Genomic DNA, 12,958 nt, shown 5'->3' with positions numbered 1-12,958 from the left:
GGGAGACGATGGCAGTCTTGCCCCTCTGCGTTGTGCCGCCAGTGCTCCCCCGAGTTGCCGTTGTGATGGGAAGTGACTCTGACTTGCCCACCATGGATCCCGCCGCCGCCATCCTGCGCGAGCTGGAGGTGGAGGTGGAGGTTCGGGTGCTCTCGGCCCATCGCACGCCGTTGGAGATGGTGAGCTTCGCCCAGGCCGCCCGGGATCAGGGCTTCGGTGTGATCGTCGCCGGTGCCGGCGGGGCTGCCCATCTCCCTGGCATGGTGGCTGCCCTCACCACGCTGCCCGTGATTGGCGTGCCGGTGAAAAGCCGGGCGCTTTCGGGGGTCGACTCCCTCCATTCGATTGTGCAGATGCCGGGTGGGATCCCTGTTGCCACCGTTGCCATCGGTGGGGGCCTCAATGCCGGCTTGCTGGCGGCTCAGATTCTGGCGGTGGCGGATGCTGGCTTGGCCAGGAAACTTGAGGCTTACCGCAGCAGCCTCCACGATGCTGTGGTGGCCAAGGATGCGCGCCTGGTTGATCTGGGCAGCACGGATTACCTCTCCCAGATGGATTCATGAGTGTTCCCGTTCGTTCCACGCTTCGTTCCACGCTGCTTTGGGCGGTGGTGCCGGCGGCCATCGTCTATGCGATTGCGCTGGGCTGGAGTGCTTCAGAGGGCATCAGCGCCAAAATGGTGTTGAAGGATTTGGCCCAGTCCTGCAAAGCGCCTCTGGGGGAGGGCTTTCTCTCAAGCGTGGGCTATTTGCTCTGGATGGCGGCGGCTGCCATTGCCTTGTTTGCGGCGTCCACCCGGCAGATCCAAGGTTCCGTTCTGAACCGGCAATTTGCCTTCTGTGGGGGTGGTTTCTCGCTATGGCTTTGCCTCGACGACATGTTCCTGGTGCACGACCGCTACCTCGGTGAGGCGTTCCTCTACATCACCTACGCCTTCTTCACCGGTCTGCTGTTGTTCCGCTTCCGTGGCCCCCTTCGGCGCTTCGGTGGCGACACTTTTTTGGTTTCCGTTGTGCTGTTGGGCCTGTCGGTTCTGACCGATGCTCTTCAAGGGCTTTGGCCGAATTCCTACGAGACGGTGCAGATTTTTGAAGAGGGATTCAAGTTTCTTGGGATTGCCGCCTGGCTCAGTTTTTGGTGCCATTACGTCAGTTCCGCTTCCAAGCTTTCTTCTCTTGATCAGCACTGATCGAAATGCGTCATCCTCTCGATGACGCCCTGGCCCGCCTGGTTGCGTCTCGGTCTTCTCCTCCCCGTGCTGGGCTTGAACGCCTTTGTGCTGAAGCGCTTGCTGGTTCAGTTCGCGCCGTTCCCTGGGCTGTTTCTGACCGCGGCCTTGATTGCCTTTCTGTTGGATCTGCCCTGCCGCTGGCTTACGCAACGGGGCCTGCCCCGCGCCTGGGCCATCGTGAGCGTTGTTCTGGTGACCGTGGGGCTTTTGGTTTGGGCGGCCGTGGCCTTGGTGCCGCTGCTGATTGAACAGCTCAGCCAATTGATCAGTGCCTCACCGTCCCTGCTGACGGCCGCAGAGCAGTGGATCGACCGGGGTCAGCTTTGGGCGGTGGACCATGGTTTGCCCGCCGATTTCGCTGATCTCAGCAGCGATCTGGTGTCCCAGTTCAGTCGCCTGGCCACGCAGCTGAGCCAGCGCTTGTTGGGACTTCTGGGGGCAACGGTGGGCACCACGATCAATGTGGTGATCGTGCTGGTGCTGGCGGTTTTTCTGCTGCTTGGGGCGGATCCGATCGTCGAAGGCCTGGCCCGTTGGCTGCCGGATCGCTGGCGGGAGCTGGTGCAGACGACCCTCGAGCGCACCTTTCGGGGCTACTTCGCCGGGCAGGTTGTGCTGGCGTTGATCCTCAGTGGCGGCCAGCTTCTGGTCTTCACCGCCCTGAAAATCCCCTACGGAGTGTTGTTCGCTGTGCTGATCGGATTCACCACCCTGGTGCCTTACGCCAGCGCTGTGTCAATTGTCTCGGTGAGTGCAGTTTTGGCAGTACAGGATCCCCGCACAGGATTCGAGCTGCTCGCCGCGGCGATCGTCGTTGGTCAGATCGTGGATCAGGTCATCCAACCGCGGCTGATGGGCAGCATCGTTGGGCTGCAACCGGCCTGGTTGCTGATTGCTTTGCCGATCGGCGCCCGGGTGGGCGCCCTTTACGGCGTGGGGGATCTCCTGGGACTGCTATTGGCGGTTCCGGTGGCCAGTTGCATCAAGACCCTGGCCGATGCCGCCAGGGCTGGCGATGTCAGGCCGCCGGAATCACCCCCCGCTCCTGGAGTGCCTTGATCACCAGCTCCACGGAGTCGGCCAGATCCTGCTTGCCGGTGTCGATCTTCAGCTCGGGCGTTTCTGGGGCTTCATAGGGGCTGGAGATGCCGGTGAATTCTTTGATCTGCCCAGCCCGTGCCTTGGCGTAAAGGCCTTTGGGATCGCGGGATTCGCAGACATCGAGATCGGCAGCGCAGAACACCTCGAGAAAGTCGCCGTCCTCCACCAGGCCACGGGCCTTGTCGCGGTCAGCGCGGAAGGGGGAGACGAAGGCGGTCAGCACGATCACCCCCGCATCCAGGAACAACTTGGCCACTTCACCGATGCGGCGGATGTTCTCCTCCCGGTCGGCATCGGAGAAACCCAGGTCTTTGCAGAGCCCATGGCGGATGTTGTCCCCGTCCAGCACATAGGTGGCGAGCCCCCGCTCGAACAGAGCCGCATTGACGGCGTTGGCCAGGGTGCTTTTGCCGGAACCGGAGAGTCCGGTGAACCAGAGGATGGCGCTGCGATGGCCGCGCTGCTTCGAGCGCTCGTCTCGGCCTACGGAGGCTTCATGCCAAGCGATGTTGGTGGACGCACCCTTGTTGGTGAGTTCTCCGTAGGTGGGGCTGGCAGTCATGGCCACGGCATGAAGTGGCGGCCATTCTCACTTATCCACCAGCTCGTTTCGGCCGGTATCCCTCTTTGCTGAGCAGCTCGAGAGTCAGGTCGACCTGATCTCCTTGAAGTTCGATCACCCCATCCTTGGCGGTGCCGCCACTGCCGATGCGTGTTTTGAGTTTCTTCAGCAGAGCCTTGAAGCCCGCAGCATCAAGCTCCAAGCCTCGAATTACCGTCACAGTTTTGCCCCCCTTGCCGCCGCGAGTGGGCTGCACCCGCACCATTTGCTGAGACTTTGCTGTGGGCTCCGTCGTCGCCCCGCTCGGTCGCTGCAGACTGTCAGCGCTGCTGAATTCCTGCCAGCCGCCCTTCGGCATCCACCCGTCGCAATCGAATTGCATTGTCGATGACCACCCATGCTGCGCCCACAACAACGCCGCGCTGGGCCGACTCCAGCCGCGGCCTCGGCCGTTTGATCGAGGCCTTGATCGGTATCGGTCTGCTGCGTCGTCCCCTGTTCTTCCAGGCGCGGCAGCTGATCATTCGTACGGCTGAGCGCAACGGCATTCCTTGGCGGGCCCGACGCAAGGAGCTGCAGCAGGCGGCAGCACCGTTGCTGGCTGCCAGCACTACGGCAGGTCTCACCCCGCCGGCCTATTACCTATCTCGATTCCATGCCTATGAGCAGGGCAACCTCTGCTGGCAGGCTGCCGCTGAAGCAGAGCAGGCCACCGATGCCATGGCCTTGCGGGTTTGGCCGGAGGAGCCGCTGAAGCCTGCCGAGGCTCAGGCACGACTCCGCGATGCCATCCATGCTGTGGCAGAACCGTTGCTCCCCGCAACGATCGACCGTGTCGTGGATCTGGGCTGTTCCGTCGGGGTGAGCACCCAGGCCCTGGCCCGCTGGCTGAACGCCCGTGCCGCAGCCAGCTCTGTGCACACTCCGACGCTGATCGGCCTGGATTTGTCGCCAGAGATGCTGTCGGTGGCCCGCGTGCGTGACCCCCAGGGCCTTGTGCATGACTGGCGACATGCCGCCGCCGAAGCCACCGGGCTGGCCTCGGGTTCAGTCGATCTGGTCAGCCTGCAGTTCGTCTGCCATGAGCTTCCCCAGGGGGCGACCCGTGCTGTCCTGGCCGAAGCGGCCCGGTTGCTGCGGCCTGGTGGTGTTCTGCTGATGGTGGATCAGGACCCTGGCTCGTCCGTGCTGCAGCGCTTGCCGGCGCCGGTGGCCACGTTGCTCAAGAGCACAGAGCCCTTCATTGAGCAGTACTTCGCCCTGGATCTGCCCGCAGCGCTGCAGGAGGCCGGGTTCCGGAATCCCAGCATCCGTGCCTGCGACCCACGGCACCGTGTGATCGCCTGCTTACGCTGAGCCGACGCTCCAACGTCGATCCGTGACCAGCACTTTGCCCAACGCCAGCACTCCGGATCCCTCCAGCTTGCAGCCGGCGGTTCGTCCCGGCGCCCATGGTCGCTTTGGCCGATTCGGGGGGCAGTACGTGCCTGAAACCCTGATGCCGGCTTTGGCGGAGTTGGAGCAGGCGGCCGCCCAGGCCTGGAATGATCCGGCCTTCACTGCTGAGCTCAACCGCCTGCTGAAGAACTACGTCGGTCGGGCGACACCGCTCTACGAAGCTGAGCGTCTTACTGCTCATTACCGCCGCTCCGACGGTGGTCCCCGCATCTGGCTGAAGCGAGAAGATCTCAACCACACCGGTGCGCACAAGATCAACAACGCTCTGGGGCAGGCCCTGCTGGCGCTGCGCATGGGCAAGAAGCGAATCATTGCTGAGACCGGTGCGGGCCAGCACGGCGTCGCTACGGCCACGGTTTGTGCCCGCTTCGGCCTCGAGTGCGTGATCTACATGGGTGCGGAAGACATGCGCCGCCAGGCCCTCAATGTGTTTCGCATGCGCTTGCTGGGCGCCACGGTCCAACCGGTGACGGCGGGCACCGCCACCCTTAAGGACGCCACCAGTGAAGCCATCCGCGACTGGGTGACCAACGTCGAGTCCACCCACTACATCCTGGGCTCCGTCGCTGGCCCGCATCCCTATCCAATGTTGGTGCGGGATTTCCACGCGGTGATTGGTGAAGAGTCCAAGCAGCAGTGTCAGGAGGCCTTCGGACGGCTGCCGGATGTGTTGATGGCCTGTGTGGGTGGTGGCTCCAATGCCATGGGTCTGTTCCACCCCTTCGTTCAGGACACCTCTGTTCGCCTGATCGGCGTTGAGGCCGCCGGCGATGGCGTGGCGACAGGCCGCCACGCCGCAACGATCACCGAAGGCCGTGCCGGCGTTCTCCATGGCGCCATGAGCCTGTTGCTGCAGGACGGCGACGGCCAGGTGATGGAGGCCCACTCCATCTCGGCTGGTCTCGACTATCCCGGTGTCGGCCCTGAGCACAGCTACCTGCGTGAAATCGGCCGGGCGGAATATGCGGCCGTCACCGATCAGCAGGCCCTGGATGCCCTGCGGTTGGTGAGTGAGCTGGAGGGAATCATTCCGGCCCTGGAAACCGCTCACGCCTTCGCTTGGCTGGAGCAGCTCTGCCCAACCCTGGCCGAGGGCACTGAAGTGGTGATCAATTGCTCCGGCCGAGGCGACAAGGACGTCAACACCGTGGCCGAGAAGCTGGGGGATCAGCTTTAGAGCTCAGGTATCAAGCCAGCAGCAACTCAAGATGTCGGGCTACGCACTGCACCGCAGCGCGTGCCGTGGCGTAGGCCATGCGCATGGGACCTACGAGGGCCACGTGCCCGAGCCCCTCGTTGCAGCGATAGGGGGCTTGAACCACCGCACACGCCTCCAACGCAGGCTGCGGATGCTCGCCGCCGATCCACACCCGTGCGGATGCACCGCGACTTATCAAGGTGCAGGGTTCTTCGTCGATCAGTTCCAGCAGCGGTCGAAGGCTTGCCGTGCTTTCAAATTCCGGTTCGCTCACCAGCCTTGAGAGGCCATGCACCACTACAGACGTGGGGTTGTTGGTGGGAGTGGGCTGGTCGAGGGCGCTGCGCAGCACAGCGCCGCTGCGTTGCAACTGCCTGGGCAGTGCCTCCCAGTTCAGCTCGCCCTCTTCGAGCTGCGCCGACGCCCAGCGTTCCATTGCGGTGAGTTCGGCTTCGGCGCCGTGCGGCAGGCGCAGGTTGAGATGGCTGGCGCTGCCATTGGCTTCCACCAGCATCACCAGCAGTCGATCACCACTCGGCACCAGACGGATCGTCTCCAGTTGGCGGTTCTCCTGCTGCGGTTGGGTGATCAGGCTCATCAGGCCGGTGAAATCCGTTAGTCGCCGCGCCAGATGCATCAGCAGGTCATCGAGACCCGCCCAGCGCAGGCTTAGGCCCGTCAGCTCCCGTTCCAGGTGCTGAACGGCAACGCCTGGTTCAGGCAGCAGCGCATTCACGTAGTGCCGGTATCCCATCGGACTGGGAATGCGTCCGGCTGAGGTGTGCGGTTGATGCAGCAGACCACGACGTTCTAGAGCCCCCATGGCGGAGCGAACGGTGGCTGAGCTGGCTGGGATGCCGAAGCGTTGCACCAGGGTGCGGCTTCCCACCGGTTCCATGGTGTCGACGTAATGGTGCACCGTCGCCTGAAGCACCTGTTCTTGCCGAAGGGACAGGGGCTTGCTCATCAGTAGCGGGGAACGCTGGGATCCACCTGCAGGCTCCAGGCATCAATTCCTCCCTCAAGGTTCCATACCTCGAGGCCCCAGGGCTGGTCCAGCAGCCACAGGCCGAAGTGGTAGCTGCGAACGCCTGCATGGCAAACCACCACCACCGCTTGATCGGGTTTGAGGTCAGCTTGCAGCGTCGTGAGCCATTCATTGGATTGGCTTAGGGGTCGGTGCAGAACTGCGCCGGGGAAAGGTGCGATCGCGAGCTCAGCCGCCTCACGCACATCCACCAGCTGGGGTGAAGGCTGCTCACTTTGCAGCCACTGCTGCAATTCGGAGGCTTGGATTGGTTGTGGTTGGGATTGGCCCATGGCGCCATTCTGCGTTGATGGACAAAGATGAAGGGATCCGAGAACGCCGGCCCATGAAGGCCCGCCCCTTCCTCAGCGCTGCCGGCGCTGTGCTGCTGTCGCTGCTTCTTCTGGCTGCTGGTCTGCTTTGGACCATGGATCGCCAGAGCCCCCTTCATCTGGCTGAGCAGCCTTTGCGTCTGCCCCGGGCGGCTCGCTTTGTGCCGAGGGATGCCGATTTATCCCTGCACTGGCTGGCCGATCCCAGACGTCTGCCCGCCTATGCCCAGGCCGTCGCCCCTGCATCGGAACGCCGCGATGCCCGCGATGGTGCACGGCAGTGGCGTGAGGGGGTCTTCGCCTTGGCGGGCCTGCAGTTCGGTCTTGAGCTGGAGCCCTGGCTTGGTGAGGAAGTCAGCCTCACCCTCACCGATGGCGCCTCCAACGCCGGCTGGGTTCTGGCCTTGACCAGTCGGGATGACGATGGCGCCAGGCGTTTCTTGCAACGGTTCTGGCAGACCCGCAGCCTGGCGGGCACCGATCTGCAGATCAGCAGTTACCGCGGCATCGGTGTGATCAGCGGCCAGGGGGCCTTGGTGGGGCATGACCCCCAACCTCTGGCCACGGCCTTGATTGATGACGACCTGCTCTTGGTGGCCTCAGGCCGGGGCGTGCTGGAGCAGGCCCTCGATGTCTCTCAGCTTCCGGATCAGCATCAGCTGGGGGATGAACGTCTGCAGCGTCAGGTCGCTGATCTCGGTCAGGGTGTGGCGCTGCTGACGGCATCGCCACACGCCCTTCAGCATTGGTTGCAGTTTCCTGAGGTGGTAGCCCAACGCGAGGATCTGAACGGGCTTGTGGCTTCGCTTCGGCCGGAGGGTTCGACCCTTGCGGTGGATGGGCGGCTCGGGTTCCAGCAAGCCATTGCTTCCGCCCCATGGCCTGACCTGACGGATCTGACCGCCTCGGCTGGTGGACATGGCCGTTGGCTGGCGCAGCTGCAAAGTCCAGCACGTCTGTTGGATCCGGGCGAAAGCCATCCGCTGGCCCAGTGGTTCGGCCCGGTTCTCGCGCAGCAGTTGCGGGACCAGCCGGCTGCAGATGCTGTTGTTCAGTCCGATGAAGGCCCTCTTCTCTGGCAAGACCAGTCCGAGGGCTGGCTCTTGGCCACGCGCTCTCAAAGTCCCGCCAGGGATGCGGTGGATGCACGTCTGCAGGAGCAAGGCCTGACCCGGTCTGAGCTGGACGGAGATGGTGAGGTCTTGAGTGTGTGGACGCGTCTTGTTCGCCAGCGGGGACGCCAGCCTGGAGTGGATGCCCAGCTGGCTGTGGCTCAGGTCAGCTCGTCCTCTCTGAACTGGTGGGGTGAGTCGTTGATGGCTCTGGCGCAGCGTCAGAACGGACGTGCCCTTCAGCCTCTCGTGAACCAGTGGCAGGAGCTCGTATCGGCCTCCCAGCCCGTGCAGGCTCTTCTTTTGGCGGATGCCCCGGCTCGATCACTGTTGGGTCAATGGCGGCCGTGGGGGCTGCTGCAGGTGATGGCAGGGCGGCCCTTGCAGGACCAGGTCAGGGGTCTGGCGTTCGCCGTCGACGCTGATCGTCTGGAGCAGGGCGGTACCGAGATTCCTTTGCATGCCCGCCTCGAACTCGGCTGAACTGGTTCTGCTGCGGCATGGCATCGCAGAACCCCGCCAGGCGGGGCGGGATCATCCGGATCGCCCCCTCACCGCGGCCGGGCGTCAGCGCACGCAACTGGTGATGGCAGCCTTGGTGCGACGGGGGCTGAGGCTCGATCGCCTGTTGTCCAGTCCTTACCGCAGGGCACTGCAAACGGCGGAACTGGCCCTAGAGGCGGGGCTCGCCTCACGCCTTGTGGTGGACGAACGCCTCAAGCCAGGAGGGGCCCTTGAAACGCTGCTGAGCTCGGTCGATGGACGGCTCGGCCTGGTGGGCCATGAGCCGGATCTTGGAGACCTGGCCTGCATGCTTCTGGGGTGTCCCCCTGGTGGCCTGCTGTTGAAGAAAGCCGGCGTGATCCAGCTGCATTGTTCGGCGGGCCAGTGGCAGTTGCAGGCCTTGCTTCGCCCGGCACTGTTGATTGAAGATTTAGGTTGCTGATAGAGGCAATCAGGTGGTGGCCCAGCAGCAGACAGGAGACCTGCGCCATGCGCGGACCGGGATCGAACTGCGGCCAGGCCTCGACGGTGTTCCGGCGACCCAGTCGGGCATCTGCGATATCGATGGAGACCAGGGGCTGCTCACCTATCGCGGCTACCCGATGCAGGATCTGGCAGCCAACAGCAGCTTTCTGGAGACGGCCTACCTGCTGATCTGGGGAGAGCTGCCGAGCCGCGATCAGTTGGCGCAGTTTGAGCACGCGGTGCAGATGCACCGGCGTGTCAGCTTCCGGGTGCGGGACATGATGAAGTGCTTCCCGGCCAGCGGCCATCCGATGGATGCCCTGCAATCAAGTGCAGCATCCCTCGGCCTGTTTTATTCCCGCCGGGCCATTGACGACCCGCAATACATCTATGACGCGGTGGTGCGGCTGATTGCCAAGATCCCGACGATGGTGGCGGCGTTTCAGCTGATTCGCAAAGGCCAAGATCCGATTCAGCCTCGGGATGATCTGGCCTACTCCGCCAATTTCCTGTACATGCTCACGGAGCGGGAGCCTGATCCCCTGGCGGCGCGCATTTTTGATCGCTGTTTGATGCTTCATGCCGAGCACAGCCTCAATGCGAGCACCTTTAGTGCCCGTGTCACCGCCAGCACCCTGACGGATCCCTATGCCGTGGTGGCCTCGGCCGTCGGCACCCTGGCGGGGCCGCTCCACGGCGGCGCCAATGAAGATGTTCTCGCCATGCTGGAGCAAGTGGGAAGCCCCGAGAACGCCGGTGCCTTCCTCGACGATGCCGTTGCGTCCAAGCGGAAGGTTATGGGTTTCGGCCACCGCGAGTACAAGGTCAAAGATCCCCGCGCTGTGATCCTTCAGTCGCTGGTTGAGGAGATGTTTGACAGCTTTGGCCATGACGACCTCTACGACGTGGCCCGGGCGATTGAGCAGGAAGCGGAATCCCGGCTCGGCCCGAAAGGCATTTATCCCAACGTGGATTTCTATTCCGGGCTCGTTTACCGCAAGCTCGGTATTCCCAGGGATCTGTTCACGCCTGTCTTCGCGATCGCCAGGGTCGCCGGATGGCTGGCCCATTGGCGTGAGCAGCTGGGGGCGAACCGGATTTTTCGGCCCTCGCAGATCTATTCCGGGTCACAGCCACGCTCCTGGATGCCCATCGAGGAGCGAGTTTCGGCTCCGGCCGCCTAAGTTGCACCCACTTCCGTCGACACCATGGTGAGTCCGGGACTTGACCTGGAATTGAGCTTTAGCCAGGCGCTGCAAGGCTTAGGCCTCTCTCCAGAAGTGGCGAGACTGCTCTGGCTGCCGCTGCCGATGCTGCTGGTCCTGGTGGCTGCAGTGGTGGGTGTTCTCGTGTCGGTTTGGTTGGAACGCAAGATTTCCGCCGCCGTTCAGCAGCGGATCGGTCCGGAATATGCCGGTGCCCTGGGCGTGCTTCAGCCTCTGGCGGACGGCCTCAAGCTGTTGGTCAAGGAAGACATCATTCCGGCGCGGGCCGACAGCCTGCTGTTCACCCTCGGCCCGGTGCTGGTGGTGGTGCCGGTGATCATTTCCTGGCTGATCATCCCCTTTGGCCAGAACCTGCTGATTAGCAACGTTGGCGTTGGGATCTTTCTTTGGATCGCCTTCAGCAGTATTCAGCCCATCGGTCTGCTGATGAGCGGTTATGCCTCCAATAACAAGTATTCGCTTCTTGGCGGCCTAAGGGCAGCAGCGCAGTCGATCAGCTACGAGATCCCCCTTGCTTTAGCAGTGCTTGCCGTGGTGATGATGACCAACTCGCTGAGCACGGTCGACATCGTTGATCAGCAGACCGGAGCAGGCATCCTCAGCTGGAACATTTGGCGTCAGCCGGTGGGCTTCCTGATTTTCTGGATCTGTGCCCTGGCTGAGTGCGAGCGCCTTCCCTTCGACCTCCCTGAAGCCGAAGAAGAGTTGGTCGCCGGCTACCAGACCGAATACGCGGGCATGAAGTTTGCCCTCTTCTATCTGGCCGGATACATCAATTTGGTGCTCTCCGCCGTTCTGGTCAGTGTTCTGTATCTCGGTGGCTGGGGCTTCCCAATCCCTGTGGAGTGGCTGGCTGGCTGGTTGAACCAGCCCATCGATGCACCGGTGGTGCAGGTGATCACCGGGACGGTTGGCATCGTGATGACGGTGCTCAAGGCCTATCTGCTGGTGTTCGTGGCCATCCTGCTGCGCTGGACCACCCCCCGCGTGCGCATTGACCAGCTGCTGGACCTGGGCTGGAAGTTCCTGCTGCCCCTGTCTCTGGTGAATCTTCTGGTGACAGCAGCCCTCAAGCTCGCTTTCCCCGTTGCATTCGGCGGCTAGGTTTTCCTACCTAGGATTTCTGCGCTTCCGGCTCCGCTTCGTTCTCTCCCCTTCAGACCATGTTCGGCTTCCTCAAACAGGTCGGTGATTACACCCGGGATGCAGTCGATGCAGCCCGGAATCTGGCCCAAGGCTTTTCGGTCACGTTTGACCACATGCAGCGCCGTCCGGTCACGGTGCAGTACCCCTACGAGAAGCTCATTCCGTCCGAGCGTTATCGGGGCCGGATTCACTACGAATTCGACAAGTGCATCGCCTGTGAGGTGTGCGTGAGGGTGTGCCCGATCAACCTGCCGGTGGTGGATTGGGTGATGAACAAGGCGACGAAGAAAAAGGAGCTGCGGAATTATTCCATTGACTTCGGCGTTTGTATTTTCTGCGGTAATTGCGTGGAGTACTGCCCCACCAACTGCCTCTCGATGACTGAGGAGTATGAGCTGGCTGCGTTTGATCGCCACAGCCTCAACTACGACAACGTTGCCTTGGGGCGGCTCCCCACCAGCGTCACCACGGATCCTTCGGTGATTCCATTGCGCGAGCTGGCATATCTCCCCGCAGGAGAGTTGGATCCCCACACCGTGCCTGCAGATCGCCCGCGGGCCGGCCAGCTTCCCTCCCAGGTTCTGGAGACCCTCACGCCGCCGCAGAAGCCAGCCGTCAAGGATGAGGGACAATCCTCCAGTGAGGACAAGGAGGGCGACGTATGACCATCGCGACCACCACCGAGCTGATCTGTTTCCTGGTGCTGTCTGCCGTTGTGGTGGTTGGTGCCCTGGGTGTGGTGCTACTCAGCAACATCGTCTATTCCGCCTTTCTGCTTGGCGGTGTGTTCACAGCTGTTGCAGGGCTCTATCTGCTGCTCAATGCGAGCTTCGTGGCCGCTGCCCAGATCCTGGTCTATGTCGGCGCCATCAATGTGCTGATCCTGTTCGCGATCATGCTCGTGAACAAACGGGAGGATTTGAAGGCCATCGCCAACCTCACCACCCGACGGGTGGTGTCAGCTGGCGTCTGCGCCGGTCTGCTGGCTCTTCTGGTCCGCGTTGTGGTGACCACGCCTTGGTCGCTTCCAGGCCCCGCCGCCGTGGGTGAGGAGGCCACCGCCCGCATCGGTGAACACCTGTTCACTGACTACCTCTTGCCGTTTGAGGTGGCTTCAGTGCTGCTGCTAATGGCCATGATCGGAGCGATCGTTTTGGCCCGCCGCGATGTGTTGGCTACCGATGTGGTCACCGGTGAAGTGGCTGACCAGGGCCTGATCGAGAAGGCCCGTACTCCCTTGCTGATGAACCGAGCGGACTGATGAGCGATTTCCTTTCAACGCTTCCTTCCCTGCAGGCTTACCTCCTGGTGGCCGCAATGTTGTTCTGCATCGGTGTCTGGGGACTGATCAACAGCCGCAACGCCGTTCGGGTGTTGATGAGCATCGAGCTGATGCTCAATGGCGTGAACATCAATCTGATGGCCTTCTCATCCTTTGTGGATGGCGATCTGATCCGAGGTCAGGTGTTTGCTGTGTTTGTGATCACGGTGGCTGCTGCTGAAGCTGCGGTCGGTCTCGCGATCCTGCTGTCGCTTTATCGCAATCGCGTTACCGTCGACATGGAGCAGTTCAACCTGCTGCGCTGGTAATTCCCG

16 protein-coding genes are annotated in these 12,958 nt (G+C 62.6%); 12 read left to right on the top strand and 4 right to left on the bottom strand.

Annotated features, from left to right (window positions below; all coding sequences use genetic code 11):
- Nucleotides 1-8: 8 nt before the first annotated feature.
- From purE to FZZ92_RS04965, 3 genes are read left to right on the top strand one after another with little or no spacing between them, the layout of a single operon-like run.
- Nucleotides 9-563, top strand: coding sequence for a 5-(carboxyamino)imidazole ribonucleotide mutase (purE, locus tag FZZ92_RS04975; RefSeq protein ID WP_226397393.1), 555 nt, complete (start codon nt 9-11; stop codon nt 561-563).
- Entirely contained in the window at nt 560-1,189 is a 630-nt protein-coding gene (locus tag FZZ92_RS04970) for an oxidoreductase (protein WP_226397392.1), read from the top strand. Before purE ends, FZZ92_RS04970 begins: the two co-directional genes overlap by 4 nt.
- Nucleotides 1,190-1,210: 21 nt before the next feature.
- A complete protein-coding gene (locus FZZ92_RS04965) occupies nt 1,211-2,290 on the top strand; it encodes an AI-2E family transporter (RefSeq protein ID WP_226397391.1) in 1,080 nt (359 codons plus the stop codon).
- On the opposite strand, the gene cysC is transcribed toward FZZ92_RS04965, so the two are convergent.
- Nucleotides 2,250-2,894 carry an adenylyl-sulfate kinase gene (gene cysC / locus FZZ92_RS04960; RefSeq protein ID WP_115024469.1) on the bottom strand — a complete coding sequence of 215 codons (645 nt, stop codon included), beginning with the start codon at nt 2,892-2,894 and terminating at the stop codon, nt 2,250-2,252. The genes FZZ92_RS04965 and cysC overlap by 41 nt on opposite strands.
- A 31-nt stretch (nt 2,895-2,925) precedes the next feature.
- Nucleotides 2,926-3,252 carry a translation initiation factor gene (locus FZZ92_RS04955; protein WP_115024994.1) on the bottom strand — a complete coding sequence of 109 codons (327 nt, stop codon included), beginning with the start codon at nt 3,250-3,252 and terminating at the stop codon, nt 2,926-2,928.
- Between the two features lie 29 nt (nt 3,253-3,281).
- Between FZZ92_RS04955 and FZZ92_RS04950 the strand changes: the two genes are divergently transcribed.
- Nucleotides 3,282-4,250 carry a class I SAM-dependent methyltransferase gene (locus FZZ92_RS04950; RefSeq protein ID WP_226422726.1) on the top strand — a complete coding sequence of 323 codons (969 nt, stop codon included), beginning with the start codon at nt 3,282-3,284 and terminating at the stop codon, nt 4,248-4,250.
- A gap of 22 nt (nt 4,251-4,272) precedes the next feature.
- Nucleotides 4,273-5,529 (top strand): tryptophan synthase subunit beta, encoded by a 1,257-nt coding sequence (gene trpB, locus FZZ92_RS04945; protein ID WP_226397389.1) that lies wholly within the window; start codon nt 4,273-4,275, stop codon nt 5,527-5,529.
- A 10-nt stretch (nt 5,530-5,539) separates the two neighbouring features.
- On the opposite strand, the gene FZZ92_RS04940 is transcribed toward trpB, so the two are convergent.
- Nucleotides 5,540-6,517, bottom strand: coding sequence for a heat-inducible transcriptional repressor HrcA (locus tag FZZ92_RS04940; protein ID WP_226397388.1), 978 nt, complete (start codon nt 6,515-6,517; stop codon nt 5,540-5,542).
- Nucleotides 6,517-6,870: a rhodanese-like domain-containing protein gene (locus tag FZZ92_RS04935; protein ID WP_226397387.1), complete on the bottom strand. Its 354-nt coding sequence runs from the start codon at nt 6,868-6,870 to the stop codon at nt 6,517-6,519. The genes FZZ92_RS04940 and FZZ92_RS04935 overlap by 1 nt, the downstream gene beginning before the upstream one ends.
- Nucleotides 6,871-6,887: 17 nt before the next feature.
- Between FZZ92_RS04935 and FZZ92_RS04930 the strand changes: the two genes are divergently transcribed.
- Genes FZZ92_RS04930 through nuoK form a run of 7 tightly spaced genes read left to right on the top strand, consistent with a single transcriptional unit; the run spans nt 6,888 to nt 12,952 of the window.
- On the top strand, nt 6,888-8,504 hold the full coding sequence (locus FZZ92_RS04930; RefSeq protein ID WP_226422725.1) for a DUF3352 domain-containing protein: 1,617 nt from the start codon (nt 6,888-6,890) through the stop codon (nt 8,502-8,504).
- Nucleotides 8,482-8,967, top strand: coding sequence for a histidine phosphatase family protein (locus tag FZZ92_RS04925; protein WP_226422724.1), 486 nt, complete (start codon nt 8,482-8,484; stop codon nt 8,965-8,967). The genes FZZ92_RS04930 and FZZ92_RS04925 overlap by 23 nt, the downstream gene beginning before the upstream one ends.
- Nucleotides 8,968-8,983: 16 nt before the next feature.
- Nucleotides 8,984-10,174, top strand: coding sequence for a citrate synthase (locus tag FZZ92_RS04920; RefSeq protein ID WP_115094999.1), 1,191 nt, complete (start codon nt 8,984-8,986; stop codon nt 10,172-10,174).
- Nucleotides 10,175-10,201: 27 nt separating this feature from the next.
- Nucleotides 10,202-11,320, top strand: coding sequence for an NADH-quinone oxidoreductase subunit NuoH (gene nuoH, locus FZZ92_RS04915; protein ID WP_226397560.1), 1,119 nt, complete (start codon nt 10,202-10,204; stop codon nt 11,318-11,320).
- A gap of 59 nt (nt 11,321-11,379) precedes the next feature.
- Nucleotides 11,380-12,027: an NAD(P)H-quinone oxidoreductase subunit I gene (gene ndhI / locus FZZ92_RS04910; RefSeq protein ID WP_226397384.1), complete on the top strand. Its 648-nt coding sequence runs from the start codon at nt 11,380-11,382 to the stop codon at nt 12,025-12,027.
- Nucleotides 12,024-12,623, top strand: a complete 600-nt coding sequence (locus FZZ92_RS04905) for an NADH-quinone oxidoreductase subunit J (RefSeq protein WP_115024450.1) — start codon at nt 12,024-12,026, stop codon at nt 12,621-12,623. The genes ndhI and FZZ92_RS04905 overlap by 4 nt, the downstream gene beginning before the upstream one ends.
- Complete coding sequence (nuoK, locus tag FZZ92_RS04900) at nt 12,623-12,952, top strand: NADH-quinone oxidoreductase subunit NuoK (RefSeq protein ID WP_115024448.1); 330 nt, start codon at nt 12,623-12,625, stop codon at nt 12,950-12,952. The genes FZZ92_RS04905 and nuoK overlap by 1 nt, the downstream gene beginning before the upstream one ends.
- Nucleotides 12,953-12,958: the final 6 nt, after the last annotated feature.

This window comes from Synechococcus sp. MU1611 (assembly GCF_020514255.1).
In the GTDB taxonomy this organism is placed as follows: Bacteria; Cyanobacteriota; Cyanobacteriia; order PCC-6307; family Cyanobiaceae; genus Parasynechococcus.
Note: the sequence above shows the minus strand (reverse complement) of the source record. Positions and strands in the feature narration are given on the sequence as shown.

What these genes read in the sequence shown, in the direction of transcription:
- purE (WP_226397393.1), top strand. Translation starts at nt 9, where the DNA reads ATGGCAGTCTTGCCCCTCTGCGTTGTGCCGCCAGTGCTCCCCCGAGTT.
- FZZ92_RS04970 (WP_226397392.1), top strand. Translation starts at nt 560, where the DNA reads ATGAGTGTTCCCGTTCGTTCCACGCTTCGTTCCACGCTGCTTTGGGCG.
- FZZ92_RS04965 (WP_226397391.1), top strand. Translation starts at nt 1,211, where the DNA reads ATGACGCCCTGGCCCGCCTGGTTGCGTCTCGGTCTTCTCCTCCCCGTG.
- cysC (WP_115024469.1), bottom strand. Translation starts at nt 2,894, where the DNA reads ATGACTGCCAGCCCCACCTACGGAGAACTCACCAACAAGGGTGCGTCC.
- FZZ92_RS04955 (WP_115024994.1), bottom strand. Translation starts at nt 3,252, where the DNA reads ATGCCGAAGGGCGGCTGGCAGGAATTCAGCAGCGCTGACAGTCTGCAG.
- FZZ92_RS04950 (WP_226422726.1), top strand. Translation starts at nt 3,282, where the DNA reads ATGACCACCCATGCTGCGCCCACAACAACGCCGCGCTGGGCCGACTCC.
- FZZ92_RS04940 (WP_226397388.1), bottom strand. Translation starts at nt 6,517, where the DNA reads ATGAGCAAGCCCCTGTCCCTTCGGCAAGAACAGGTGCTTCAGGCGACG.
- FZZ92_RS04935 (WP_226397387.1), bottom strand. Translation starts at nt 6,870, where the DNA reads ATGGGCCAATCCCAACCACAACCAATCCAAGCCTCCGAATTGCAGCAG.
- FZZ92_RS04930 (WP_226422725.1), top strand. Translation starts at nt 6,888, where the DNA reads ATGGACAAAGATGAAGGGATCCGAGAACGCCGGCCCATGAAGGCCCGC.
- FZZ92_RS04925 (WP_226422724.1), top strand. Translation starts at nt 8,482, where the DNA reads ATGCCCGCCTCGAACTCGGCTGAACTGGTTCTGCTGCGGCATGGCATC.
- ndhI (WP_226397384.1), top strand. Translation starts at nt 11,380, where the DNA reads ATGTTCGGCTTCCTCAAACAGGTCGGTGATTACACCCGGGATGCAGTC.
- FZZ92_RS04905 (WP_115024450.1), top strand. Translation starts at nt 12,024, where the DNA reads ATGACCATCGCGACCACCACCGAGCTGATCTGTTTCCTGGTGCTGTCT.
- nuoK (WP_115024448.1), top strand. Translation starts at nt 12,623, where the DNA reads ATGAGCGATTTCCTTTCAACGCTTCCTTCCCTGCAGGCTTACCTCCTG.